Genomic DNA, 26258 nt, shown 5'->3' on the forward strand with positions numbered 1-26258 from the left:
GACATATTGTTATGTTGTTATATTATCGTTATCATTTTTTAAAATGAAATGGGCTATCCAAACTTCCGCACGACATTGAGGGGAGACATGATATGTATCGGGTGCTGATTGCCGAGGACGAAATGCTGGTAAGATTAGGGTTGAAACATTCGATCGATTGGGCCGAATATAATATGACCGTAATTGCGGATGTCGCGAACGGACAGGAAGCCATGGATATTTATCAGAAGGAATTGCCGGAAGTGCTCATTACGGATATTAAAATGCCGATTATGGATGGAATGGAATTAATTGCGAGAGTACGCGGCATCAATTCGGATGCCCAGATTGTCATTCTAACCTGTGTAGAAGATTTCAAGACGGCCCGAAAAGCGTTAGCTCACAATGTGCAAGACTATATTTTGAAGCTGGAAATGACAACGGAGGATATGGGCAGAATATTATTGAACATCAGGAAGAAGCTCGACCAATTGCATAAACCCGCGCAAATCAAGATGGATGCGGACATTTATATCCTTAAAGACAATCTCGTAAAAGAATATTTGCTTGGATCGCGCTACAGTGAAGAGGAGTTTACGGCTAAAGCGGAAAGCTTGAATATGCGGCTGCGTCCCCAGCGGGTCAGTATCACTCTTATGGAAATTGACAGCTTTGAACTGTTATGTAAGCGGTTTAAAGATGATAAGGGACCGCTCGTCCGCATGTCGTTATTGAATGTGCTGAACGAAGTATTGGCGAATTACGGCTGCGGCGAAGCTTTCGCCGATTCTGACAGCCGGTATTTGCTAGTATTCGGCTTCGATGAGTATGCCAGCGAGCAGCAAATGACGGATACGCTTCATACGATCATTGAGCATATTCGCAATGTGATGAACATGTATTTTAATATTTCTGTTTCATTCGTAATGAATCGCGCGCAAGCCGGTTATCATTCGATGAAAGCTCAGTATAGTGAAAGTTTATCAAAACTGGAGGACCGGTTTTTCCTTGGAGCGGGCTCAAACACTTATGCTGGAGAACAGCAAAGTTGGCGTATTCCAGAGGATATTAACCGTTCTCTCCTCCAGCTTGTGCGGGAGTGGAAGGCGAATGATGCTGCCAAAAAAGCGCTCGAGAGCACAATGCTAGCGTTCCTAACAAAGGAGAACGCAGTAAATGCAGCGGAAATAAAACGGACTTTTAAAAATTGGATATTGATGGCGGCGCTTTCGATGAGACTTTACAATTCGAATATGCCGGAGATCGTTTCGGATTATAGCGATAACATTGCGGAAGCGCAAACGCTGCATGAACTGGTGGACGTCTTTCGCACGTTCCTTCAAACGGTAGGCGAATACTTGTCCAATAAAACCACAATGAGTAAAGAAATTTCCGATGTCATTCGGTACATCGATGACAATTATAAAAGAGAAATTACGCTGAACGAGCTGGCACAGGTTGTAAAAGTCAGCCCGAATTACTTGAGCAGCTTGTTCAAGAAGGAAACCGGGATCAATTTTGCCGATTACTTGCTGCACTATCGTATTGATAGAGCAAAAGAACTTTTGCTCGGTACCTTCAGTAAAACATATGAAATTGCAGAACAGACCGGATTCGCCAATCAGAGCTATTTTAGCCGAGCATTCAAGAAACTGATCGGAATTGGCCCCAAAGAATTTCGCAGAAAATGGACGGTGCAAAGAGAAGCTCCGGGGGGGGCTGAACGATGATGGGCAATAGCATTTCGATGATCCGCAAAATATGGCAGAGCATTCGTGTTCAACTTGTTTTCTCGTTTATGATCATGAGCATTATTGTGCTTGTCTTAAGTTCTGTCCTGATTTACTACGGCGTGCTGGACATTTTGAAAACGCGCAGCGAGGACTCTACTTTACGATTATTTCAACAAACGGAACAACGCATACAAGGATTTCGGACAGAAATGGACAAGGTTTCGAAGATGCTGCTGCTTAATCCGGTTATCGAAAGCTACATGAATAAGGAGAAAGAAGGCACAGCCTATGATGCGGATGATGTCATCCAGTTCAATGAGCTCCTTAATCAATTATCGTTGCTCCTCAAAAATTACGATGTGATCGCATCAATCTATTTTTTATCATCCGATGGCTCGATTATCGGTTCGCGCGATGACGAACCTATAGTTGCGTATGATAAGGAGCTGAAGCATTGGAAGGAAGTTATGTCTACGTATGAACATGTTAATCGAACGCTAGGCGAGAGCATTTGGGTAAGCCCCGAGGTTTCGCAGCGACTGCTTCATAATTTGAGCTATAGACCGCAGAACGAACCGATCATATCCGTTGTTCGAGGATTCAGTACAATCTACAGCAAAAAATGGAATGCGTTTATTATCAGCGTTAATGAAAGCAACTTAGAGAATATGTATGGCAATCTATCCAAATTTGGCGAGGATGAAACGTTTATTTATGATGGGAACGGGATTATTGTGTCCAGCTCGAATAAATCGGCGATAGGAACGCAAGCAGCACCGCAATTAATGGAGCTGGGCGATAGCGATTATGGCAGCTTTACCAAGGACAATAACCAGGTTATCTACTATCGTATGCATGACACGGATTGGACATTGGTTCGTTATGTGCAAATCAGTGATTTAGTTAGGGACATATGGTCGCTGCGCAGCAAGATGATGTGGATTGTAGTGGGCAATGTCGTTGTCGCCCTGATCCTATCCTTCTATTTCATTCGCAAAATTACGATGCCTCTGAGACGTCTAACCAAGGGAATGGGGGAAGTGGAAAAAGGCCAATTAGGCATCACATTGGAAAATGTCGATAACGAAATTGGCATGTTGACCCGGGGATTTAATCGCATGTCGCAGAGCATTTACGACCTGGTAGAGAGAAATAAAGCAGCGGAACAAGAAAAACGGAAAATCGAGATCAGTTTGCTGCAATCCCAACTGCAGCCGCATTTCCTATATAACACTTTAAATACGATCAAGTGGATGGCGATTGCGATTCAAGCGAAAAACATCGCCGATAGTATTACCTTTTTGTCTAACCTGCTCAAACCTATTTATAATAACCCATCACTCGTCTGGTCTTTGCGAGAAGAAATACAATATTTAGACAATTATATTAAAGTGATGAATATTCGATATGGCGAACATATCGTCATGCAATATCGTTTGCCGGAAGAGCTGTTAGACCGCAGTGTATTGCGCTTCACATTGCAACCGATCGTAGAGAATGCCATTGTGCATGGCATGGAAGTGAATCAGGTCATTGGCACGATTTTATTGGAAGGAAGAGAAGAGGGAGATACATTGATTCTTGCCATTGAGGATCGCGGGAGGGGGATATCGGAAAACGAGCTGGCAAGTTTGAATGCATGGCTTGCCAATGAAGAGTCGGCTACGCGAGAAGTACCGCAGTTCGGCATTGGTCTATTTAATGTTCAAAAGCGCATTCGGCTTCACTTTGGAGACCAATATGGGCTTGCGATTCATAGCGTTCCCGGAGAGGAAACACGGGTCACGCTTGTTCTTCCGCATAAAATCGTAATATAGTGCAAAGTTGCAGCTGCTTCCTGTCTAAAAAAAGGGGAAAGACAGGAAGCGAGTACCTATAATAGTAGTTCCGTTTATTTAATCGCCGTTTGTAAGCGTATATAATTTTACTTAACGGATCTCGCAAACCTGCAGGCGATTAGAAGGGAGCAATCTATGCAAGCTACTAATAAAATTTTCCCCCTACAAAAATCTAAAATTTCACGGCGACGATTGTCGTTATTTATGATGCTTCTGCCGCTTTTATTGCTCGTCATTGTGTTTAATTACGTTCCTTTATTTGGATGGATCTATGCATTCTTCAATTATAAACCTGGTATTCCGCTATCGGAAACACCGTTTGCCGGATTAGAATATTTTCGATTGCTATTTGGAGCAAACAGCGATATTGGAAAGGTATTAGTCAATACACTCGTTATGAGTTTTTTGAATATTCTGACTTCACCATTGCCAATCGTGTTTGCCGTACTTTTAACAGAACTTCGTGGTCGCAAGTTAAAAAAATTCATTCAAACGGTAACGACAGTGCCTTATTTCATTAGTTGGATTATTGTGTTCTCTCTTGTGTTTTCAATCTTCTCATTCGAGGGCATATTCAATACGCTGCTTATGCAATTCGGATGGATTAAAAATCCGGTTAACGTGCTTGGCAATCCGGACACGGCTTGGTACGTGCAGACGGCTATTGTTATATGGAAAAATACAGGCTGGTCGGCCATTATCTATTTTGCAGCTATTGCAGGTCTGGATTCGCAGCTATTCGACGCCGCAAAAATAGACGGGGCAGGAAGGTTCAGATGTATATGGCATGTCACATTGCCAGGATTGATGCCGACTTATATCGTGCTTCTGTTATTAAATGTAAGCAATATGTTAAGCAATGGCTTCGATCAATTTTTTGTATTTTATAATCCGATGGTTGCAGATAAGCTGGAAGTTCTTGATTATTATATTTACCGCGTTGCTTTCCATGGAAACGATTACCCGTTTGCCACCGCTGTGGGCATGTGGAAAACCTTAATCAGCATTGTTCTATTGTTTACGGTAAATCTATTGGCCAAGAAAATCCGGGGTCAATCCATTATTTAATACGGTTGAGGAGGTGGTCACTTGATTAATAAACATACAAATCTATGGGAAGTTTTATTTCGCGGATGCAATCTCGTTTTCTTTTTGATTATTGCAATCGCTTGCACCTATCCATTCTATTACATTTTGATTTATACGATCAGCGATCCTGTGAAAGCGGCAGGCGGACTGCTGCTGTTGCCTAAAGGGATCAACTTCGTCAATTACGAAAAATTGCTGCAAATGAAAACCTTGTATTCGACGCTGTACATTTCCGTGCTTCGTACTGTAATCGGAACGTTTATCACGGTTGCTTGCTGTACTTTTTTTTCCTATATCGTAACCAAACAGGAATTGTATCTTCGTAAATTCATCTATCGTTTCGTGGTCATTACGCTTTATTTCAACGCCGGCCTCATTCCATGGTATTTGACAATGAGGTTTCTGCATCTCGACAACAATTTCCTGCTGTATATTCTGCCTTCGGCGATCAGCGGCTTTTACATTGTACTCATCAAAACCTATATCGAACAATTGCCGGCAGCCTTAGAAGAATCCGCGATGATTGATGGTGCAGGATATTGGACGATCTTCCAGAAAATTATCGTACCGCTGTCGATGCCGATTATCGCAACAATTGCCGTATTTGCCGCTGTCGGCCAGTGGAATGCGTGGCAAGATAATTACTTTCTCGTCTCCAAACAGAGCCTGCAGACACTTCAGGTCATGCTTTACAACTATTTGAATTCCGCGACCGCCGTATCAAATATTAATCCGTCGGATTTTCTGGATAAGAACGCGAGTCATCGATTAACGCCGGAATCCATCAAAATGACAATGACGATGATCGTAACCTTGCCTATCCTATTTGTTTATCCTTTTATGCAGCGCTTTTTTGTTAAAGGAATTATGTTAGGGGCAGTGAAAGGCTAGTGCATGGCTATAGGGAATGGAATGATTGAACTGCAATGTCGATTTTTTAAGACATGCTTTCAATATAGCTTGCTAAATGACTATGGGAGGACTAAGAATGATCAGAAAAAAAGCAGTACTGCTAATGGTTTCCATGATCATGATTTTCGTAGTTGCAGGTTGCAGCGGCAATAATAGTGGAAAGACAGAACCCACTGCAACGTCAAGTGCTAGAACCGAAGGGGAGAAGGAGCAGGCGACACCGGATGCCGGCCAGAACAAAGAACCGGTAAAGCTTTCTTTCTACTACTCAAATGTTCCATTAAAGACCGAAGGGCGTCAGACAGATGAGGTGATGCTGGAACTGGAGAAAAGGCTAGGCGTCGAAATCGATTTTATCAATCAGAATACCGATAGATTCAAGCTGATGATGGCAAGTCGGGAGCTGCCGGATATTATGGTCGTATTCGATCAGGATTACAAGCAGTTGATTGAAGGGGGTCTTATTCTTCCTCTCGACGATCTCATTCAGAGCAAGGGGAAAGATATCGCGAAAAATGCGGAAGCGCTCGATTATTATCGCCAATACTTAAGCTCGGATACCGGCAAGCTCTATTTGCTTCCGATGCAAGTGGGCGCTACGAAAGAAATGGTCGCCGATGTGCCATACGCTGATTACGGTGCAGGCTATCTGACAAGATGGGATTACTACAAGGAGCTAGGCTTCCCGGAAATTAAAAGTCCCGATGATTTGCTCGCTGTTCTAAAAGCGATGCAGGAGAAGCATCCGACCACAGCAGATGGTAAAAAAGTATATGGCGTATCTTCATTTGTCGACAAGGCGGGCTGGGGGCTATGGCCATTCTACATTCAAATGTCGCTCTCGCAAGGCTACATGGAAGGCGCAGGAAACTACCTGATTGATGCGGATAACAACTTCTATAATTTCTTGGCTAATGAAGAGGGCGCATTCTGGGATAGCATGAAGTATTTCTTTAAAGCGAATCAGATGGGCCTGCTGGATCCGGAATCATTTATTCAAAACCTGGATCAATACCAGAATAAGCAAACTAATCTGCAAGTTTTATCCGGTATAGGGGCTTGGTGGCAGGCAGGGGCGAACGAAGCGCTTGCTGACATACCTGACGCTGGATTTGTCACCCTTCCTATGGAAAATCATTACGTTTACAAAACAAATGTGTCCATAATCGGTAAGGCGGGAAGAGCGTTTGCCATTGCTAAAAACTCCAAAAATCCTGAAAAAGCAATGGAGGTTCTAAATTATTTGTACAGCAATGAAGGGATGAACTTATTATCAAGAGGTATTCAAGGAAAACATTGGGATATCGTTGATAACCAAGCGGCATACACCGATAGTTTCCTAAAAGCTCGTGTAAATGTGGATGAAGCGGAAAAGATCGGCGTAACTAAGTATGCGCTCATTTACGGATTGAGTGACTATACTGTAAATTCCGATGAAGGAATAGCTTTTGATCTAAACTCTGAATCAAGCATTGAAAGTACGGATTGGAAGGGCTACCAGCTTGATTATGCGAAGCATTATGGCGGGGAGTATCCAGGAGATGCTATAGAAAAAATGGCGGATCAAGGAAAAATTAAAATATCGTTGTTTGATACATCGGGGGGAGTGGCTGTAGGCACGCCGCCGGATGATATTAAACGAATCGACGATTCGATTAAAGATTATATGTGGAAAGCGATGCCGAAAGTGATACTTGCCAAATCGGAAGCGGATTACGAAACAGAAAAGAAAAATGTCATAAACGAGCTCAACAAGCTGGGGCTCGACAAGTCCAAGGAATATTGGGATAAAGTATGGCAGCAGTCCATAAATCGCGTTAAGAAATAAGCAGTTGTGCGAATTGTCGCAGCAGCAGTGAAACAAGGGGATGGGAGTTATAACATCTTATCCCCGTTTTTGGGATGTCCAATAAACGGTTTCATCTAGTTGGATGGGAGGCAAGAAACAATGAAAATGAAGAAGCTTGGTGGGAAATGTGCAATGTTTCTCTTGCTTGTGAGTTTAATAGGTTCTAGCTTCGGTACCGTGTATGGCGCGTCAGCGGATGGCAAGGCCGATGCTGCGGATAAAGCTCAGGCAACTCTATCCGCCTCGGCTGAACCATCGGATATAAGTGGTCATTGGGCGGAGAAACAACTGCTCGAATGGAGAAATAAGGGACTTGTTCAAGGTTATTCGGATGGCACGTTTAAACCGGATAATCCGATTACAAGGGGGGAATTGATTGCCCTAATTAACCGTGCAATGGGGTTTAAGGATAAGGCGCCCATCAGCTTTACTGACTTGAAGCCGTCCGATTGGGCTTATGATAATGTCGCTATAGCCGTGAAAGCCGGATACATACAAGGCAACGCAGACGGCACAATCGGTGCGAAACGGGAGATCAGCCGACAGGAAACAGCGCTCATGATCAGCCGTTTGATGAAGCTCGACAATAAGAGCGCTGCAGCCGATGCATTTGACGATTCCGATCAAATTGCCAAGTGGGCAAAAGCTGCGGTGGGAGCAGTCTCCGATAAAAAGATTATGGTGGGATTCAGCAATGGAAGCTTTCGGCCCAAGTCGTCCATGAAACGTGCCGAAGCGATCGTTGTGCTGGATCGCGTGATTTCCATGCTAGAAGATCAGCAGGAACCGACGACAACGCCTGCAGCTTCAGCAACACCAGTACCAACAGGTTCGCCAGTTCCAACGGCAACGCCAGGTCCGGCAGCAACTCTAGGACCTACAGCATCGCCAGAACCGACTCCGGCTTATGGCACGGTTACCGGTCACGTGTATGGTACTGACAATATCGGAATTGAAGGCGCGACGGTAACGCTTAGCGGCTCTGTATCGAAGACGACGACAACGATTGCGGCAGGGGCTTTCAGCTTCAATGATGTACCGATCGGCAATTACACGATTATTGTATCGAAGGATAATTACTCCGATGGCATATCGTCTGCACTCAACGTAACCAGCGGCGCAGCTTCCGATGTTAATGTAACCATTGAACCTGGACAAAATCTTGATGTTGTGGAGAATAGTCAGGCCAATGCGGTCATTGTTGTTGATGACGCCAACTTAAGCTCTGCCGCCAGTATAATGGCTGAATACGTGAAGAAATCCACAGGTGCAGATTTGCCGATTTTGACTACGGCGCAGCTGACAGCATCCGGCACGCAGTACGACGGCGACGTACGGGTTTATATTGGGTCCGGTGCCCCTGGGACAGAGGCAGTTATGGCATTCAGACTGCAAAGCCTAAGCGATGATGGTTTTGTTATTATGCCTTACCGGAATACACTATCGATTAGCGGACCTAATGATTGGGGAACGGAAATAGGTGTTTATGAGTTTCTTGAAAGGTATGTGGGCGTTCGTTGGTTAATGCCGGGACCGGATGGAGAAGATGTGCCGCTGCATGATGATATTATTATTCCATTCCGTACGGTGATCGATGAGCCTGCAGTGATGTCTCGCCACTTTTTTGGCACAGAGGCTTGGTATACTCTGCAAACGACTGCGGATTGGGCCAAGTATAACCGGATGCATGATGTGGTTAAGTTCCATCACTACTTAAATGTTCTGTTTGATCCGAAGGTATTCGCCAATAATCCTGAATACTATCCAGGCGGAGTTGTGCCTACACATCCTTATGCGTGGCAGCCATGCTTCAACGACGATACAGCCGATGCGGCCATTTGGCGAATTAAAGATTTTTTTAACAATTTCCCAGAAGAAAAGTCGTTCTCTCTCGGGATCAATGATAGCAACAACTATTGTGCGTCTGACATAGCGCGTACAAACGGCAAAATCAATTCAATAGGTATCCCGGACATGTCGGATGTTTATTATTCGTGGGTAAATCAAGTCGTGGAAGGGGTATTGGAGGAATATCCCGACAAGTATTTCGGATTGTTAGCCTATTGGAATGTATATGATCCGCCTACGACAAAGCTGAATTCCCATGTCATTCCATATATTACGGATGATCGTATGTCCTGGATCGACCCGGATATAGAGACAATCGGGAATGAATTAACCGAGCGCTGGCAACAGAAAGCGGATAATATAGGGTTTTATGAGTATTTATTTGGAAACCCGTACAATCTGCCGCGCGTGTATATGAACAAGATGGCGGAGGCCTACAAGTATGCCGAGGAACATGGTGTAAAGGCTCATGTGGCGGAGCTATATCCGAATTTCGGAGAAGGACCAAAGCCATGGCTTTCGGCTAAGCTTCAGTGGAATTCGGATCAAGATGTCGATCTGCTGTTAAGCGAATGGTATGAAAGAACGGTTGGCGTAAACGCAGCGTCTGATTTGAAGGCTTACTACGATCTTTGGGAAAATTTTTGGACAGATCGCGTATTCGAGACAAGCTGGTATCTCAATTGGAAAAACTCTGCTACTAGACCGAACTATCTCAACTTGCTTGATCATAGCTATTTAACAGCGGTAACAAAGGAAGATTTGAGTGAAAGCCGTCGCTTGCTAGAGTCGGTAGTAGCCAAAGCGATAACTGCTAAGCAAAAAGTTCGTGCCGAGAAGCTCTTGCGCGCATTCGAGCTTTACGAAGCATCGGCGCTCAGCTACCCAAGGGGGGCTGTCGATGCGCCAACAAATGAACAAGATGCGATCGCTATGCTGGACGACCTCAAACAAAGTTTCGATATGGCGATGAAACGTCAGGTCATCACGCAGCAATTCAAAGGCGATCCGATTCTTAATTTGACAACATACGCACAATACGCCGGCAAGTGGGATGGTGTACAGGAAGGGCTGATTGATGCGCTCGAAAGCTATGCAAACACGATTACAGATCCTAACAGCGTATTCCTCGCAGACTTCCAGCAAGTACTAGCGTATCTCGACAGTCTTAATCAATATACAGCAACCGCGGTAAAAACGACTGCTACGAAAGCGCAGATCCTGGCAGCGCTCGACTTCAGTCAGGGACCGTGGGTGAACGCGGAGCCGATTACCGAGTTTCTAAATATGACTTCCACGGAAGCTCCTCCGGGCGAGACGAGGATGTACTTGCTTTGGGATGACAGCAATCTCTATGTCGGGTATGAAAACTTTGATCCTGACATGTCAGGCGTCATTGTCAATGACGACGCACCGGGAGGATGGTGGCGAGTTGCGGATGATTCGGTTGAAACCTATGTGACAGGCGATGTGTCCGCAGGGTATACCGGCTTCTTCACGAATCCGAAGGCTGTCAAATTCATTTACAACTCAAGCCCGACGGGTCCAGTGCCAGGCGTAAATAATAGCTGGGAGACAAGTGCTGAAATGAAAGCGGATCGCTGGAATGTCATCCAAGTGATTCCGTTCTCCAGCATTGGCGTTGATCCGAGCGTGTCCAAGACGCTAATGGGATTCTTCTTCCGGAATTACCACGGTCAGTCCATGTTTTTGGGCTGGGGAGGCGGCGCTCCTTGGAATGCTAAAAGCTTCAGACCCGTTCATCTGGTAGAGGGGAATAATTTGATCACGAATCCATCGATTGAATCAAGTGTTGTAGATCAACCATGGTTAGCGTCCGACTGGTATGTTCGTTTCCTTGGAGATGGTTCGACTACTTTGCGGTCAAGCACACTCAAGCGTTCGGGCAGCTTTAGCCTGGAGACAAGCGTGGTTTCGTCCGATAGCAGTCCTTTCAAGGTTATCCCGATTGCGCCAGGCAAGTATAAAGCGGTCCTTAGTTACTATGTACCGATGGACTCAAATACGTCTGGAAAGATTCAAATCGTCACCACGATAAGGAAAGATGACGTCAATCTTGCTGAAAGCAAGTCGGTCGAGAGGCCGGTTTCGTGGATGCCGGGTCGATGGGTGCAATTCGAGCATATTTTTGAAATCGCATCTGATTATAACGGTGAAGTGCCTGACGACATCATATTTACGATTAATCATTCAGGGTTCTCTCTTGGCGAGAAGCTGTACATCGATGATGTTTACTTGTATAAGCTTACGAATTAAGTAATATTTGGAGGTTATTTTATGAGATTAATTAAACGGGCCGTTCATATAGATTTTCATACCTTGCCCAACATACCGGATTTCGGAGAAAATTTTGACGCTAAACAGTTCGCGAGGACGCTTAAAGACGCTAAGGTGGACTTTGTTAATGTGTTTGCCAAATGCAACTTGGGGTTTGCATACTACCCTACGAAAATAGGATTGCCTCATCCCCATATGAAATTCGATATGCTTGGGCAGATGGTCGAAGAGTGCCACAAGCTGGGCATAGGCGTTGTCGCTTATTTCAATGTGGGCTTGGACCATGAGATGGCTAGAAAACATAGAGAATGGTGTCTTGTAAATAAAGAGGGGCAAATCATCGAGGGAGATCGGACGGCGAACTTCTTCCGGTTAATGTGCTTGAATTCGGGTTATCGCGATTATTTGCTTAGCATGATTAAAGAAGTAACCGAGATGTATCCGGTAGACGGCATTTTTCTCGATTGCATCCTGATTAACCCTTGCTATGGGAACGAGTGCAATGAAAGCATGCATGAACGCGGGATGGATCCATTAAACGATCAAGACGCGGCTGCTTTTATGAAGCAGACTGCGATAGACTTCTTCTGGGATGTGAAGCGATCGATCAGGGAGGATATGTTCTTCTTTCCGAATGGACTAGGCCACATCAACTGTGAAGGGTTAGGCTCGCATATCGAAATTGAATGTTTGCCGGGTGCATGGAGCTATGATTATTTTGCCGCGCAAGCTGCTTATGCGCGTAACCTGGGCAAACAAGTCGTGTATATGACGGGGCGGTTCCATGCCAGCTGGGGAGATTTCGGTGGTTTGAAAAGCAAGGCTTCGCTTGAGTACGACTGCTGGGATGCGATCAGCAACGGACTGACGACATCGGTTGGCGATCATATGCATCCCCGAGACGGGCTAGAGCCGGATGTCTATCGTCTCGTTGGAGAGGTGTATACCGATATCGAGCGATATGAGCCTTGGACGGACTATGCTCGCGCCGTGGCGGAAATTGGCATCATCATGCCGGAAGGCTGCGATATGGGCGCCAACAATGTGGCGTTCCCGCAGGGGCAGGCGATCTTGAATGCGGCGGCGAGAATGTTGGGAGAGTTGAAATATACATTTGACATCATCGATGAGAGAGCGGATCTATCCAAATATAAGGTGATCATTCTTCCCGATGTTATTCCGGTTACTAAATTGCTTGAGGCAAAGCTCGAAGCGCATCAAGCCAAAGGAGGCGGAATCATCAGCACGGGCTACTCCGGCTTGAATCCGGAGAAGACCGCATTTGCTATGGATAGCTGGGACATGAGCTACGACGGTCCCGACCCGTGGAATGCCTCATACTTCAAAATGCTGGACGGCGATAAGGAGCTCATGCCGGAACGTTTGTGCGCGATTTACAATCAAGGCATTTTGATGAGCAGAAAACAGGGATCGCAAACCATCGCCGATTACTACCAGCCTTATTTCAATCGCAAGTGGGACGGATTTCACGGCACATTTTATACGCCGCCGGATAAATATACAGGTCATCCGGCAATACTGCGCTCCGGATACGTATTCCAAATTAATTTTCAACTGTTCAGCGGATATAGCGAATATGCGATGCCAGAGCACAAATATGTTCTGAAATATTGCTTGGAAAAGCTGCTCTCTAATCCGGTCATCAAGTATCAGAATATTCCGTCTACAGCGCGAGTATCGGTCACTGCTAAAGACAACATGGAAATGATCCACGTTAAAGTGACTTATCCGGAATTGAGAGGCAAATATAATGTGATCGAGGAGCATTCCGTCCTGCATGGCGGAGTGGTTAGCATTAGAGGGGAGAGCGCCAAGGAGGTATACCTGGCTCCAACGAAGCAGCCGCTCGCTTACGACATTTCCGATGGTTACATCCGCATTCCGCTGCCTGAAGTCGTTGGATATGCGATGGTAGTCGTGGAGCGTGGTGAGCAGGAAATCTAATGGATCAAATGAGTGAAAGATTGGGAGAGTATCTCACCAACATTCAAACATCCATTTTTACGGTATCCTACAGGCGAGTTGGTACAAATTGGTCTTATGCGAATATGAAGCATGAGTACAATCTCCTTTACTATATTGTCGACGGGAGCTGCGTGATTCGCGCCGATCATGAAGTGATTCAGCCCTTGAGCGGCCAACTGGTGTTATTGCCGGAAGGGACGAATCTCACGACTTTCTCCGATGATGAATATTTCTCCAAGTATTACTGCCATTTCACAGCTTCGCTTGGGGAAACCAGGCTTTTCGATTTATTGAAATTGTCTGCCGTCATTGATGTAAAAGATAAGCAAGCAATCGAAGAGCAGTTCCGTCAGCTCTGCCATTATGCAGCCGCCAAAAATAAGACTTCAGCCTTGCGCTGCAAAACGATTTTGCTTGGGCTTCTATGTACCTATATCGAGAACAGCCAGCTTTGCAAGTTTGCCGATAATGGGCACTCTCCATTGGACGCGGTTAACGTTGTGCTGCAGTTTATCGACAAACATCTGTCGGAAAAACTGTCAGTAGAGAGATTAGCCAGTCTCGTTCATTTCCATCCTCATTATTTCATACAGGTATTTAAGACGATGGTTGGCTGTCCTCCAATGCAATACATCACGAAATTGAGATTTGAGCATGCATGCATTTTCCTTTCCTCTACAGGAATGAGCGTATATGAAATTGCGGAAAGGGTCGGGATCGAACCCGATTATTTTGCAAAGTTTTTTAGACATCACTCCGGCATGACGCCGACTGAATATCGGAATCGTTCTGCTATTATGCCGCAATAAGCTGATATTTTCAGGGGGAGAGCACAAATATGGGGAATCAACCAGTCCGATTGGCTGTCGTGGGCGGAGTCCGCGGAAGCAGTTATCGTAAATCAGTTTCGATGATGCAAGACAAAGTACAAATGGTCGCTGTATGCGATCTTAACGAGGCCGTATTAAATAATTGGCGAATAAGCAACCCGGATATTAAAACATACACAAGTTTTGATTCATTACTTGAGGATGCTGGCATCGATGCCGTGCTGCTGGCTACTCCGATGATGCTGCATGCCAAGCAGGCTGTACAGGCGATGAAAGCGGGAAAACATGTTTTAAGCGAGGTCGCTGCTGCCCACACCATCGAGGATTGCTGGGAGCTCGTCGAGACGGTAGAGCAAACCGGAATGATTTACATGATGGCAGAAAACTTTAATTATTTCCGCTTGAATATGATGGTCAAGAACATGGTGGATCACGGAGAGTTCGGTCAAATCACCCATGCAGAATGCGGCTATATTCATGACCTGAGAGCGATATCTCATAATGAAGCGGGGCAGTTGACGTGGAGAGGCGAGATGCTGCGGGATTATAATGGAAACAATTACCCTACCCATTCGCTGGGTCCCGTATCCCAATGGCTCGGCATACATCGCGGCGACGAGTTCGACTATATGACGACTTTTGTGTCAGAGCCATCATCCCAGGCAGGCTACTTTGCGGAAATATTTGGATCGGATCATTCGGGCGCGGCGCCGGAATATTGGAAACAAGGAGATTCTTCGCTCACCTTGATACGCACCAAGCAAGGCGCTGTCATTTATTTGCGAAACGACTTTTCCTCCGCTCGTCCATTTAATTACGCGCATTTCGGGCTTCAAGGGACAAAAGGCGCTTATCTGGCGGCACGACGCGACGGGGAGGATCCGCTCGTTTGGCTGGATAGCCGATCGCCTGACAGATCGTATCAAGGTACGGTGGGGTGGCAATCCATTTGGGACCTTGCTTCCGAGTACGAGCATCCTTCATGGAAAAATGATCGAGCCAAAGCAGAAGAAGCCGGGTTTGGCGGCGATTATTTCGTCATGGAGGAATTTGTGTCCGCAGTGCTTGAAGGGAGACGACCGGCTATCGATGTTTATGATGCTGTAGCAATAAGCTGCGTATTTCCGCTTTCGGTGCAGTCCGTAGCGGCGAATGGCAAACCCATCAAGTTTCCGAACTTTACTAAAAATCGGGGTTACTAATCTCAAGCAGAAAAAAAGGCATCCATCTCCCTGATCTATGGGATGGGATGCCTTTTTTTACTTTGAGAGACTTGCCGGAGAAGAGAAGTGCAAGTTCTTTTAACGGCCTCCTGTCGGTAAGCCGGGCATTTCTTCTGCGGCAGGCACTAACTCCGCAGCCAATGCAGCATATTGTCATGGATGGGCAGAGGCTGCTCGCTAGTTCGTATTGGCGCGAAGTGAGAGACAAGCTCGGACGCGCGCACGGGCTCCGGCTTGTCGAGCCAACCGGCGATATGCCCCAGCAGGCCGACAAGCCGTTCGGCCATGATGCCTTCGCCGCGAAGCGAGGCCAGCGTTAGCGATTTGTCGCGCTTGGAGAAACGCTCGCCGCCGGCATCGCCAAGCAACGGTACATGGGCGAAGGCTGGAGGTTTCAAACCGAGCGCATCGTAGAGCGCCAGCTGCCTGGGCGTGGAGTCGAGCAGATCGGCGCCGCGCACGACATCGGTAATGCCCATGGCGGCATCGTCAACGACGACGGCGAGCTGGTAGCCGAACAAGCCATCGGCGCGCTTGACGACGAAGTCGCCCAGCGCGTCGCCATCATAGGAGCGTGCTCCCGCAAAGCCGTCGACGAAAGCGATCGGCTCGCTCGGCATGACGAAGCGGAGCGCGGGTTCCTTGCGGGCTTCTTTGGCTGTGCGCTCCTCCAGCGTAAGATGCCTGCAGAAACCGGGATAAGCCGGCCCCTCCGACGACAAGCCATGCGGGGCGCTGGCGATGGAGGCGAGCTCCGCGCGGCTGCAATAACAAGGATAAAGGCGGCCGGCAGCATTCAGCCGCGCCAGAGCCTCCTCGTAAAGCTCATCGCGAAGGCTCTGCTCATAAGGGGCGAAGGGCCCGCCAATCCGCGGCCCCTCGTCCCAGTCGAGTCCGAGCCAGAGCAAGTCGTCTTGCTGCTGCTCTGCAAAAGCGGGACGCGACCTCGGCTTGTCGATGTCCTCGATGCGGAGCAGAAACTCGCCGCCGGCTTGCCGAATTTGAAGCCAGGCAACCAACGCGGCAAAGGCGTTGCCGATATGCAGAAGCCCTGACGGCGTAGGCGCGAAACGTCCGCGGCGTATGATTGGCTGATGATGGTCCAGTTGCTTCGACATGGTTCACCCTCACCTTAAAGGGAATGCAAAAAAAGAGCAGCATAGCCGCTCTGTTTGTTATTTTGCCTATGTTTTTACTTTAAATGGCGGAGCTGACGGGATTCGAACCCGCGGTCTCCTGCGTGACAGGCAGGCATGTTAGGCCTCTACACCACAGCTCCACACTTAAAGTCTGTGCCTCTTGGACACAAGTAAGATCTTAACACGCCGGCGTATAGTTTGACAAGCTTTTATTTTCCTGAAGCAACCAATTCTCTTGGGTGCGGCAGATGCCGATCCCGCGACTACTTTGTTCCTTGCACCGCCAGCTCCAGCAGCGCGCGGATATCGTCCGCGATGGCCGTCGGCGACAGTTTCTCGGCCGTGGCCTCCGTTCGGATTTTGTCGATCATCTGTACGGCCATTTCATTCTCCACGGTCAGCACGCGTACTTCTCCCCCGCCCATGAAACCGGTGATCCGCTCGGCGGCCATAGACAGGTTGTCGTGGGCGGACTTATCGGTGCCCGTTATGCCGCCAAGACCTTCGCCCGGCGCCGTTCCTTGACCCGACATCCCTTCGATCGGACTTAGAAGCTTCATCTGAACGCTGTCATAGCGCGCGCCTGAAGGCGTACGTTTCGCCGTGGCGAGCACGACCGTGTCGTCGAAGACGAATACCTTTACGTCCGGAATGCCCGCCCCGCTCAGTCGGGATTCCAGATGCGCGGAGAAACCGGCCGCATGCAGTCCGGAGCTGCCGATCATGCCGTACACCGATGTCCCCATTCCATTTGTAGTGCCGCCTTGCCTGTTCGTCGTTTGCTGTTTCAAGCCATTCTCGCTCGGAATGACGGAAGGATCGCGCAGCATCTTCGTCTGGTGCTCATGTTCCGCGGAATGCGCTTCGATCTGATCTCTGTCATCGGTATCCATGGCGGCGCTGCAGCCTCCGAGCAGCAGCATTGCGGCCACAGCGGCTGCCGTCGCCCCCGCCAGCCATATTCGCGTCATTATCATTTGTTATCAACCTCCATTCAAGCTGTCTGCATGATTTAGGATGAGCTTTTCACCGAAATGAATATTCATCGTTCCATGGAAAATAATAATCGCGAACGAAACCATTGCCATTCAGGAGGTGCATCGTATTGGATTCAACCGGCAGCAAGAACAAGCCGAACCGCGAAGCGGAAGACGGATCTGTCGCTACAATGGAGCAGCCGACCGCAAATCCGGCAGGACCGCTGACCTATGAACAGGAAGCGAAGAACAACTCCCGGCGCAAATTTTTGAAGACGACAGGGTATACGCTTGGCACGCTGGCGCTGGGAGGCGCGTTAAGCTCGCTCATCGGCTGCACGAACAATTCGGAGGAGCCGACGCCCACCGGGGAGCCGGGGAAGGGAGAAGAGGAGAAAGCCCAGCCGCGAAATTACAACCGCGCGCTCATGTTTCTGACGCAGGAACAGTTTCGCATCGTGGAGAGCGCGACGGAACGTATTTTTCCCGAGGACGAGAACGGCCCCGGAGCGAAAACGCTCGGTGTTGCTTACTTCATCGACCATCAGCTGGCAGGAGAATGGGGGTTTAACGGGCGCGACTATATGCAGGCGCCGTTCTACGTGGGCGAGAAGGAGCAAGGGTATCAGGGACGGCTGAAGCGGCGCGAAATTATTGAGATCGGCATCAAGGAATTGAACAACTACAGTTTGACGCAATACCAGAAGAGTTTCCCGGAGCTGGTTGCGGAAGATCAGGATGAGGTATTGAAGGCGTTCGAGTCGGATGCGGTGCAGCTGACGACGATCTCGGCGAGCAGTTTCTTTAAGATGCTTCGCACGAACACGCTCGAGGGCGCCTACAGCGACCCGCTGTACGGAGGCAACCTGGACATGAACGGCTGGCGGATGCGCGGTTACCCCGGCAATCAGATGAGCTATACGGCTGTAATTGACAAGGACTATACGAAGATGGACCCGATCAGTCTGCAAGATCATATGGCCCATTAGCGAAGCGGAGGGACAACAGCGACATATGGCCAAAACGTTACCGAAAACGGATGTCGTCATTATTGGAGTCGGCTGGAGCGGCGGCATTATCGCGGCTGAGCTGACGAAAGCCGGATTAAACGTAGTCGGTCTTGAACGGGGCAAGGACCGCAAGACCGAGGATTATTTTATGGTGCACGATGAGTTGCGTTACGCGCTCAGATACGAGATGATGCAGGATTTGTCCAAGGAAACGATCACGTTCCGAAGCAATGAGGGGATCAGGGCGCTGCCGATGCGTTCCTACGGCTCGTTCCTGCTCGGGGACGGTCTGGGCGGCTCGGGGGTTCATTGGAACGGACAGACGTATCGTTTCTTGCCGTACGATTTCCAGATACGCAGCAAGACGATCGAAAAGTACGGGAAAAACAAAATCCCCGCGGAAATGACGATTCAGGACTGGGGCATTACGTACGACGAGCTCGAGCCGTATTACGACAAGTTCGAGCAGATGGCCGGCATTTCCGGCGAGCCGAATCCGCTGGGGGGAGCGCGCAGCAACCCGTATCCGACGCCGCCGATGAAGAAATCGCCGGCGCTTCAATTGTTTGAGGACGCAGCCAAGCGGATGAAGCTGAACCCGTACATGATGCCGGCGGCCAATCTATCGGAGGGATATACGAATCCGGATGGTATTTCCCGGGCGGCCTGCCAATATTGCGGTTATTGCGAACGGTTTGGCTGCGAATACGGGGCGAAGGCCGATCCTGTCGTGACTGTCATCCCCGTCGCGAACAAAACCGGCAAGTTCCAGCTTCGCACCCATTCGAACGTGCGGCGCATCTTGCACAAGGGCGGCAAGGCGACGGGAGTGATGTACACGGACGTTACGACCGGAGAAGATATTGTGCAACCGGCGGACATCGTCGTCGTCACAAGTTACGTGTTCAATAACGTCAGGCTGTTGCTGCTCTCGGAGCTCGGGGAACGTTATAACCCGGAGACGGGCAAGGGAGTTGTCGGCAAAAATTACGCCTACCAAGTTATTAAAGGCAGCGCGGCGGGTTTCTTCGAAAAGCAGCAATTCAACACGTATGCCGGTGCGGGCTCGCTGGGGGTTACGCTGGATGATTACAACGGCGACAACTTCGACCATAGCGATCTGAAGTTCATTCACGGCGGAGCGATCGCATTGTCGCAGACGGGCTCCCGTCCGATCCAGAACAACCCGGTGCCGTCGGGCACGGCGACCTGGGGCAAGGAATTTAAGGCAAAGTCGCTTCATTATGCGTACCGAACGCTCGGTGTGGGCGGGCAAGGCGCTTCGATGTCGTTCAAACATCATTTTCTGGATCTGGATCCTACGTACAAAGATGCGTTTGGGGATCCGCTCATGCGCGTTACCTTCGACTTCGAGGAGCAGGATCGGGAACTGGGCGTATATTTGGCTGCGCGCAGCGCCGAGATCATGAAGGAGATGGGGGCGGATCATGTCGACTATCTGAAGGAAATCGGCCCATACGAGATCGTGAATTACCAGTCTACGCACAACACGGGGGGCGTCATCATGGGCGCGGAACCATCGACCTCGGCGGTGAACACGTACTGCCAAATGTGGGACGCGGACAACGTCTTCGTCGTCGGTGCCAGCTCCTTCCCGCAAAATGCCGGCTACAATCCGACGGCCACGGTCGGCGCGCTTGCTTACCGTACGGCCGAAGGCATCTTGAAATACAGGGAGAAGGGCGGCTTGCTCGTGTGAGCAGCTTTCCATTTTTCCGGACCATCTCTCTATTTCCCGGAATGAAACGAGCCGCGTCGCAAAGGACGCCGGCCGTTTCGTCCGGGTGCTTCTGCGACGGCAAAAAACCTCTATTCCACTCGAGGTGGCTACAGAGGTTTTTGCGTGTTCGTTATGGGTTCGGGTTATGCTACAGCAGCTTTTTCAAATCATCTTGGACGTCGATGGCGGCAGCGCCAGGCGTATCATCCTCCACGATCCCGCGTGTTGAACTGCGGAACTCGCGGAGCGTGTCGCCGAACGCGCGGCCGAGCATGGGAAGCTTGGACGGCCCAAACACGATAAGCGCAATGAGCAAAATAATGATCAGCCCGGATACGCCGATGTTGTTGAACATGAGGTTGGCTCCTTTCGTAATGGCGAATTAAGATGCGGATCAGGATCAGGTAGGATCCGGCCTGAGGACCGGAACCGCGTAATGACGTTTCGCATACCGTCTCGACAGCAGCGCGCTGAGCTCGAAGAGCAGAATAAGCGGCACGGTCACGGACAGATGGGAGACGAAGTCCGGCGGAGAGATGCAAGAGCCCACGACGGCAAGGCCTACATAGGCGTATTTGCGCGTTACTGTCAGCCTCTCGGGCGTCAGAACGCCGAGCCGCGTCAGGAACAGCATGACAATCGGCATTTCGAATGCGACTCCGAGCGGAAATACGACGCTGAACAGGAAAACAAAATATTTGTCGATACCATACGTTTCCACCGCTCCGACGGTATGGTTCATTTGCATCATGAACCGCATCATCATAGGGAAGACGAGGAAATAACTGAAAGACACTCCCGCAAGGAACAACGCGAACGATGCAGGGACGTATGCGAGCGTTCCCTTCGCTTCCTTATCCGTCAAGCCCGGCCGCACGAACGCCCAAGTCTGGTACAGCAAGAGCGGCAGCGTGAACAGAAAGGCAAACAGGAAGGCGCAGCGAAGGTAGATGAAAAGCCCGTCCGTGAACGAGAATACATTCCATTCGACTTCTGTCGAGACGTTGCTGGATTTGATGTACTGCAGGATTTTCGGCGACAAATAGAGACCTGCGCACATCGTGACGAAGAACCAGCAGGCGACGAGAATCAGCCGTTTCCTTAGCTCGGCGAGATGCCCCACGATATCTTCCTGCATCTCCAAGGAATCACCCCATTTCCTCATTTTCCATACGTTTCTTATAGATTGTCCAAAGCGCGTCGCCTTATTCGACTTTGCCAAGCCGAATATTCCTGTCGCGGATCGGGAAAAGTAACCACATCTTTAATAACGAATGAGGTGTATGCAAGTGAGAAGTCCGAACAAATGGGTGTTGGGGTTGGCCGTAATTGCGCTAACGATTAGCTTGGCTGCATGCGGAGGAAACGCCAATAAAGGCACGAACAATGCCGGAACAGGCAATAATGCCCAGAATCCGGGAAATGAGGGTAATGCGGGCAATGGCGCGACAGTGGATACGGCTGCAGCAGAGGAAGTCTACAAAAACAGTTGTATCGGCTGTCACGCCGCTGATCTGGCGGGCGGGGTAGGCCCGAACCTGCAGAAGGTCGGCAGCGAAATGACGGCGGATCAAATTGAGGATACAATCGTAAACGGTAAGGGCGGCATGCCTGCTTTTAAAGGGCAGTTGACCGACGAAGAAATCAATTCGCTCGTGGGCTGGCTCGCGGCGAAAAAGTAACTTGAAGAGCCAAACACAAAAAGGCCGTTTCGCCGCGATCCAACGATCGTCTGGCGAAGCGGCCTTTTGGTAGTTCCATGGAATTATCATTAGGCAGATTATAATCGCTACATGAGATAACCGCTCCTTACATAAGAAAAGCTCACGCTTTGGTTCAATATTTCTTATAGACAGAATTCGTCAGATTTCATTGACCGTAACCAGGGACTATGGTAGTTTTAGATCATAAATTCATACTGGTAAACTTGGAATTGATGTGCACAGATTGGATGCGAGGTGGATGCAGTTGCAACTTATGGTGACGAACAGTCCGTTTAACGAAGCGCAGGTCGAGCTGCTTAACAAATTACTGCCGACTTTGACGGACTCCCAGATTCAATGGCTTAACGGTTATATGGCGTTTTATAGGGCGGGTACCGCTTCCGCAGAATCGGCCATAGCTTTTCAGGAGCAGACGGCGGCAGCGGTAGCTGCGCTTATTCCTGCCGAGGAAGCGGCTCAGCCCGCAGCGCCGGCTTTGCCGCGCGAGGCGGCCGTCCTGTTCGGCTCGCAGACGGGAAATTCGCAGCGGTTGGCGGGCAAGCTGGCCGCGCAGCTGAAGGAACAAGGCTTCGAAGTCACGTTGTCGGCGATGAACGCGTTTAAGACGAACGGACTGAAAAAGACGCCTTACTTGTTCATCGTGGCGAGCACGCATGGCGAAGGAGATCCCCCAGACAACGCGCTGACGTTCTACGAATTCCTGTTCAGCAAGCGCGCGCCGAAGCTGGACGGCATGAAATTCTCCGTTCTGGCGCTGGGCGATACGTCCTATGAGTTCTTCTGCAAGACGGGCCAGGACTTCGACAATCGTCTCGCCGAGCTGGGTGCGGAGCGGCTTGCGCCGCGTATCGATTGCGACGTTGACTTCGACGGGCCGGCATCGCAGTGGCTCGCGAGCGTCATTGGCGCGGTTACGGCAGCTCCCGCAACTGCGGCGGCTGTTGCAGGAGCTGCATCGGCTGCACCGGCAGGTTCGGCAGCAACGACGACGGCGACGGAGTCGGAATATTCCCGATCCAACCCGTTCCAGGCCGAAGTGCTTGCGACGATTAATCTGAACGGCCGAGGCTCGGACCGCGAGACACGCCATCTGGAGATTTCGCTGGAGGGCTCCGGATTGACCTACGAGCCTGGCGATTGCGTCGGCATCTACCCGCAAAATGATCCTGCTCTCGTCGATGCGATTATCGCGGAGATGAAGTGGAGTGGCAGCGAGAACGTCGTACCGACCAAGGACGGGGCAGAAGGACAGCTTCGCAACGCCTTGCTGGCTCAGTTCGAGGTCACGGTATTGACTCGTCCTCTGCTTGAGAAGGCTGCCGCATTCTCGGAAAATGCCAAGCTTGCCGAGCTCATCCTGCCGGACAACAAGGCGACGTTGAGAGCTTATACCAGCGGCCGCGATCTGTTGGATTTGCTGCAAGACTTCGGCCCCTGGAAGCTGTCCGCCGCCGATCTTGTATCCATCCTTCGCAAGATGCCGCCGCGACTGTATTCCATCGCCAGCAGCGGCAGCGCGCATCCCGAAGAAGTGCATGTCACCATTCGCAAGGTGGAGTATGAAGCGCATGGACGGAAGCGGGGCGGCGTATGCTCCGTGCAAGTATCCGAACGGCTGGAGGAAGGCGGCAGGCTGCCGATCTTCATCCAGAATAATCCGAACTTCAAGCTGCCGGCTAATCCGGAAACACCTGTAATCATGGTAGGTCCGGGTACGGGCGTAGCTCCGTTCCGGGCGTTTATGGAAGAGCGCGAGGAGCTGGGAGCCAGCGGCAAGTCGTGGCTATTCTACGGCGACCGTCATTTCGTAACCGACTTCCTCTATCAGACGGACTGGCAGCGAATGTTGAAGGACGGCGTGCTTACAAAGCTGGATGTGGCGTTCTCCCGCGATACGGAGGAGAAGGTATACGTACAGCATCGTATCTTGGAGCATGCCGCGGAGCTGTACAAATGGCTGCTAGAGGGCGCGCATGTCTACGTGTGCGGCGACGAAAAACATATGGCGCATGACGTTCATGCGGCGCTTCTGTCCGTGGTCGAGAAGCAAGGAGGCCTGAACGCGGAGGCAGCGGCGGCGTATTTAGCGGATCTGCAAGTAAGCGGGCGTTATCAACGCGATGTTTATTAACATCATTTATTTTTGATCATAGAGGGTAGCAACGGGTGAAACGGGAAGGAGCGGAAGCAGCAATGACGAAACAGAAGGTACAACCAGTCGGCGGAACTCCAAGCGATGTCGAGCAGTTGAAGATAGAAAGCAATTATTTGCGCGGTTCGCTTGTCGAGACGCTGGCAAACCGGGTTACGGGCGGTATGAGCGACCTGGACAACCGCTTGATGAAATTCCATGGGAGCTACATGCAGGACGACCGCGACGTGCGGAACGAACGGCAGAAGCAGAAGCTGGAGCCGTCGTATCAATTTATGCTTCGCGTCGTGACGCCGGGCGGCGTATCCACGCCGGAGCAATGGCTGGAGATCGACAAGCTGGCCCAGAAGTACGGAAGCGGCAGCATCCGCCTGACGACAAGACAGGCATTCCAATTGCACGGCGTGCTGAAGTGGAACCTGAAGCAGACGATTCGTCAGATCAACGACGTGATGCTGACGACGCTTGCGGCATGCGGCGACGTAAACCGAAACGTCATGTGTACGCCGAATCCGGAGCAATCCGAGGTGCATGCCGAGGTGCATCGCTGGTCGGAGCAGCTGACGAAACATCTGGCGCCGAAAACGCCGGCTTATCACGAGATATGGCTGGATGGCGAGAAGGTGGATACCGGCGACAAGCCGAAGGCGGAAATGGGCCTTGCCGGCAATGCCGTCGAGCCGATGTATGGGCCGGTATATTTGCCGCGGAAGTTCAAGATCGGCATCGCGGTGCCGCCATCCAATGATATTGATGTCTACTCGCAGGATCTCGGTTACATCGCGATTATGGAGAAAGGCAAGCTGGTCGGCTTTAACGTCACCGTAGGCGGCGGCATGGGCATGACTCATGGCGATAACAATACTTATCCGCAGCTCGGCAAAGTCATCGGCTTCTGTACGCCGGAGCAGATTCTCGACGTTGCGGAGAAAACGATCACGATTCAACGCGATTACGGCAATCGTTCCGTACGTAAATATGCAAGATTTAAATATACGATCGACCGTCACGGCCTCGACTGGTTCGTCGAAGAGCTGCACGAGCGTCTCGGCTGGCAGCTTGCGCCTTCCCGTCCGTTCCAATTTGAATCCAACGGAGATCGTTACGGCTGGTCGAAGAACAAAAACGGCAAGTGGAACTTCGCCATTTATGTCAATAGCGGACGGATCATCGATACCGAAGAAAGCAAGCTGATGACCGGACTTCGCGAGATTGCCAAGATTCATACCGGTGACTTCCGTCTGACGGCAAATCAGAATCTGATCATCGGCAATGTCGCCGCTCCGAAAAAAAAGAAAATCGCAGAATTGATGGCGCAGTACGGCATCACCGACGGCTCCGAGCTGGTTGCCCTGCGCCGCAGCTCCATCTCTTGCGTGGCGCTGCCGACTTGCGGACTCGCAATGGCGGAAGCGGAGCGTTACCTGCCGACTTTGATCGAGAAGCTGGAGCCTGTGCTTACGGAAGTCGGGCTTCGCGACGAAGAGATCAATATTCGGATGACGGGCTGCCCGAACGGCTGCGGCCGTCCGGCGCTGGGCGAAGTATCCTTTATCGGCAAGTCTCCGGGCAAATACAATATGTACCTGGGCGCCGGCTTCTCCGGCGATCGTCTTAGCAAGCTGTATCGCGAGAACATCGGCGAGACGGAAATTCTGGACACGCTGAAGCCGATCCTGAGCCACTACGCTTCGGATCGCGAGCATGGCGAGCATTTCGGCGACTTCGTCATTCGCAGCGGTTATGTAAAAGCCGTCGCGGACGGCACCGATTTCCATAGTTGATCAGTTGCAAGATAACAAATTTAACGGCACGGCTGCGCATTTACCTGCGTGGCCGTGCTTTTATTAATTTTTAAGCTAAAGAACCAGGCGGGAACGACTCCACCGTCCTTGGCCCCCTGCAGGGCGATGGCAGGGCAAGGGGCCGG

At 50.0% G+C, this 26258-nt stretch carries 18 protein-coding genes and 1 tRNA gene; 14 read left to right on the forward strand and 5 right to left on the reverse strand.

What is annotated here, in order from left to right:
• The first annotated feature begins 92 nt into the window (after window positions 1-92).
• The 9 genes from H7F31_RS08890 (at window position 93) to H7F31_RS08930 (ending at window position 15564) form a co-directional block, all read left to right on the forward strand.
• Complete coding sequence (locus H7F31_RS08890; RefSeq protein WP_187103855.1) at window positions 93-1709, forward strand: response regulator transcription factor; 1617 nt, start codon at window positions 93-95, stop codon at window positions 1707-1709.
• The gene (locus H7F31_RS08895; RefSeq protein WP_187103856.1) at window positions 1706-3529 is read left to right on the forward strand and encodes a sensor histidine kinase; all 1824 of its coding nucleotides are present in this window, start codon (window positions 1706-1708) and stop codon (window positions 3527-3529) included. Before H7F31_RS08890 ends, H7F31_RS08895 begins: the two co-directional genes overlap by 4 nt.
• A gap of 156 nt (window positions 3530-3685) precedes the next feature.
• On the forward strand, window positions 3686-4618 hold the full coding sequence (locus H7F31_RS08900) for an ABC transporter permease (protein WP_187103857.1): 933 nt from the start codon (window positions 3686-3688) through the stop codon (window positions 4616-4618).
• 24 nt (window positions 4619-4642) lie between these two features.
• Window positions 4643-5530: a carbohydrate ABC transporter permease gene (locus H7F31_RS08905; protein ID WP_187105273.1), complete on the forward strand. Its 888-nt coding sequence runs from the start codon at window positions 4643-4645 to the stop codon at window positions 5528-5530.
• Between the two features lie 97 nt (window positions 5531-5627).
• Window positions 5628-7379: an extracellular solute-binding protein gene (locus tag H7F31_RS08910; RefSeq protein ID WP_187103858.1), complete on the forward strand. Its 1752-nt coding sequence runs from the start codon at window positions 5628-5630 to the stop codon at window positions 7377-7379.
• 120 nt (window positions 7380-7499) lie between these two features.
• Window positions 7500-11525, forward strand: a complete 4026-nt coding sequence (locus tag H7F31_RS08915; protein ID WP_187103859.1) for a DUF4838 domain-containing protein — start codon at window positions 7500-7502, stop codon at window positions 11523-11525.
• 21 nt (window positions 11526-11546) lie between these two features.
• Window positions 11547-13511: an alpha-amylase family protein gene (locus tag H7F31_RS08920; RefSeq protein WP_187103860.1), complete on the forward strand. Its 1965-nt coding sequence runs from the start codon at window positions 11547-11549 to the stop codon at window positions 13509-13511.
• Window positions 13511-14341, forward strand: a complete 831-nt coding sequence (locus H7F31_RS08925) for a helix-turn-helix domain-containing protein (RefSeq protein ID WP_187103861.1) — start codon at window positions 13511-13513, stop codon at window positions 14339-14341. Before H7F31_RS08920 ends, H7F31_RS08925 begins: the two co-directional genes overlap by 1 nt.
• 29 nt (window positions 14342-14370) lie before the next feature.
• Window positions 14371-15564, forward strand: coding sequence for a Gfo/Idh/MocA family protein (locus tag H7F31_RS08930; protein WP_187103862.1), 1194 nt, complete (start codon window positions 14371-14373; stop codon window positions 15562-15564).
• 146 nt (window positions 15565-15710) lie between these two features.
• Here the strand turns inward: H7F31_RS08930 and gluQRS are convergent, their stop codons facing one another.
• The 3 genes from gluQRS to H7F31_RS08945 form a co-directional block, all read right to left on the reverse strand.
• The gene (gene gluQRS / locus H7F31_RS08935; protein ID WP_261800358.1) at window positions 15711-16703 is read right to left on the reverse strand and encodes a tRNA glutamyl-Q(34) synthetase GluQRS; all 993 of its coding nucleotides are present in this window, start codon (window positions 16701-16703) and stop codon (window positions 15711-15713) included.
• An 84-nt stretch (window positions 16704-16787) separates the two neighbouring features.
• A tRNA-Asp gene (locus tag H7F31_RS08940) sits at window positions 16788-16864 on the reverse strand.
• A 123-nt stretch (window positions 16865-16987) separates the two neighbouring features.
• Window positions 16988-17701, reverse strand: a complete 714-nt coding sequence (locus tag H7F31_RS08945) for a hypothetical protein (RefSeq protein ID WP_187103863.1) — start codon at window positions 17699-17701, stop codon at window positions 16988-16990.
• Between the two features lie 128 nt (window positions 17702-17829).
• Between H7F31_RS08945 and H7F31_RS08950 the strand changes: the two genes are divergently transcribed.
• Together H7F31_RS08950 and H7F31_RS08955 are read left to right on the forward strand one after the other, a co-directional pair.
• Complete coding sequence (locus H7F31_RS08950) at window positions 17830-18690, forward strand: gluconate 2-dehydrogenase subunit 3 family protein (protein ID WP_256975788.1); 861 nt, start codon at window positions 17830-17832, stop codon at window positions 18688-18690.
• A 25-nt stretch (window positions 18691-18715) separates the two neighbouring features.
• Window positions 18716-20431 carry a GMC family oxidoreductase gene (locus H7F31_RS08955; RefSeq protein WP_187103864.1) on the forward strand — a complete coding sequence of 572 codons (1716 nt, stop codon included), beginning with the start codon at window positions 18716-18718 and terminating at the stop codon, window positions 20429-20431.
• A gap of 169 nt (window positions 20432-20600) precedes the next feature.
• Here the strand turns inward: H7F31_RS08955 and tatA are convergent, their stop codons facing one another.
• The gene (gene tatA, locus H7F31_RS08960; protein WP_087569776.1) at window positions 20601-20807 is read right to left on the reverse strand and encodes a twin-arginine translocase TatA/TatE family subunit; all 207 of its coding nucleotides are present in this window, start codon (window positions 20805-20807) and stop codon (window positions 20601-20603) included.
• A 45-nt stretch (window positions 20808-20852) separates the two neighbouring features.
• Window positions 20853-21617: a twin-arginine translocase subunit TatC gene (tatC, locus tag H7F31_RS08965; protein WP_187103865.1), complete on the reverse strand. Its 765-nt coding sequence runs from the start codon at window positions 21615-21617 to the stop codon at window positions 20853-20855.
• Window positions 21618-21741: 124 nt separating this feature from the next.
• Here tatC and H7F31_RS08970 point away from each other — a divergent pair, with 124 nt between their 5' ends.
• From H7F31_RS08970 to cysI, 3 genes are all read left to right on the forward strand, one after another.
• Window positions 21742-22134, forward strand: a complete 393-nt coding sequence (locus H7F31_RS08970; protein WP_261800359.1) for a c-type cytochrome — start codon at window positions 21742-21744, stop codon at window positions 22132-22134.
• Window positions 22135-22420: 286 nt separating this feature from the next.
• Complete coding sequence (locus tag H7F31_RS08975) at window positions 22421-24307, forward strand: assimilatory sulfite reductase (NADPH) flavoprotein subunit (protein WP_187105275.1); 1887 nt, start codon at window positions 22421-22423, stop codon at window positions 24305-24307.
• A 62-nt stretch (window positions 24308-24369) separates the two neighbouring features.
• Entirely contained in the window at window positions 24370-26112 is a 1743-nt protein-coding gene (gene cysI / locus H7F31_RS08980) for an assimilatory sulfite reductase (NADPH) hemoprotein subunit (protein WP_187103867.1), read from the forward strand.
• The last annotated feature ends 146 nt before the right edge of the window (window positions 26113-26258 follow it).

The organism is Paenibacillus sp. PAMC21692 (assembly GCF_014303795.1).
Classification (GTDB): domain Bacteria; phylum Bacillota; class Bacilli; order Paenibacillales; family Paenibacillaceae; genus Pristimantibacillus; species Pristimantibacillus agaridevorans.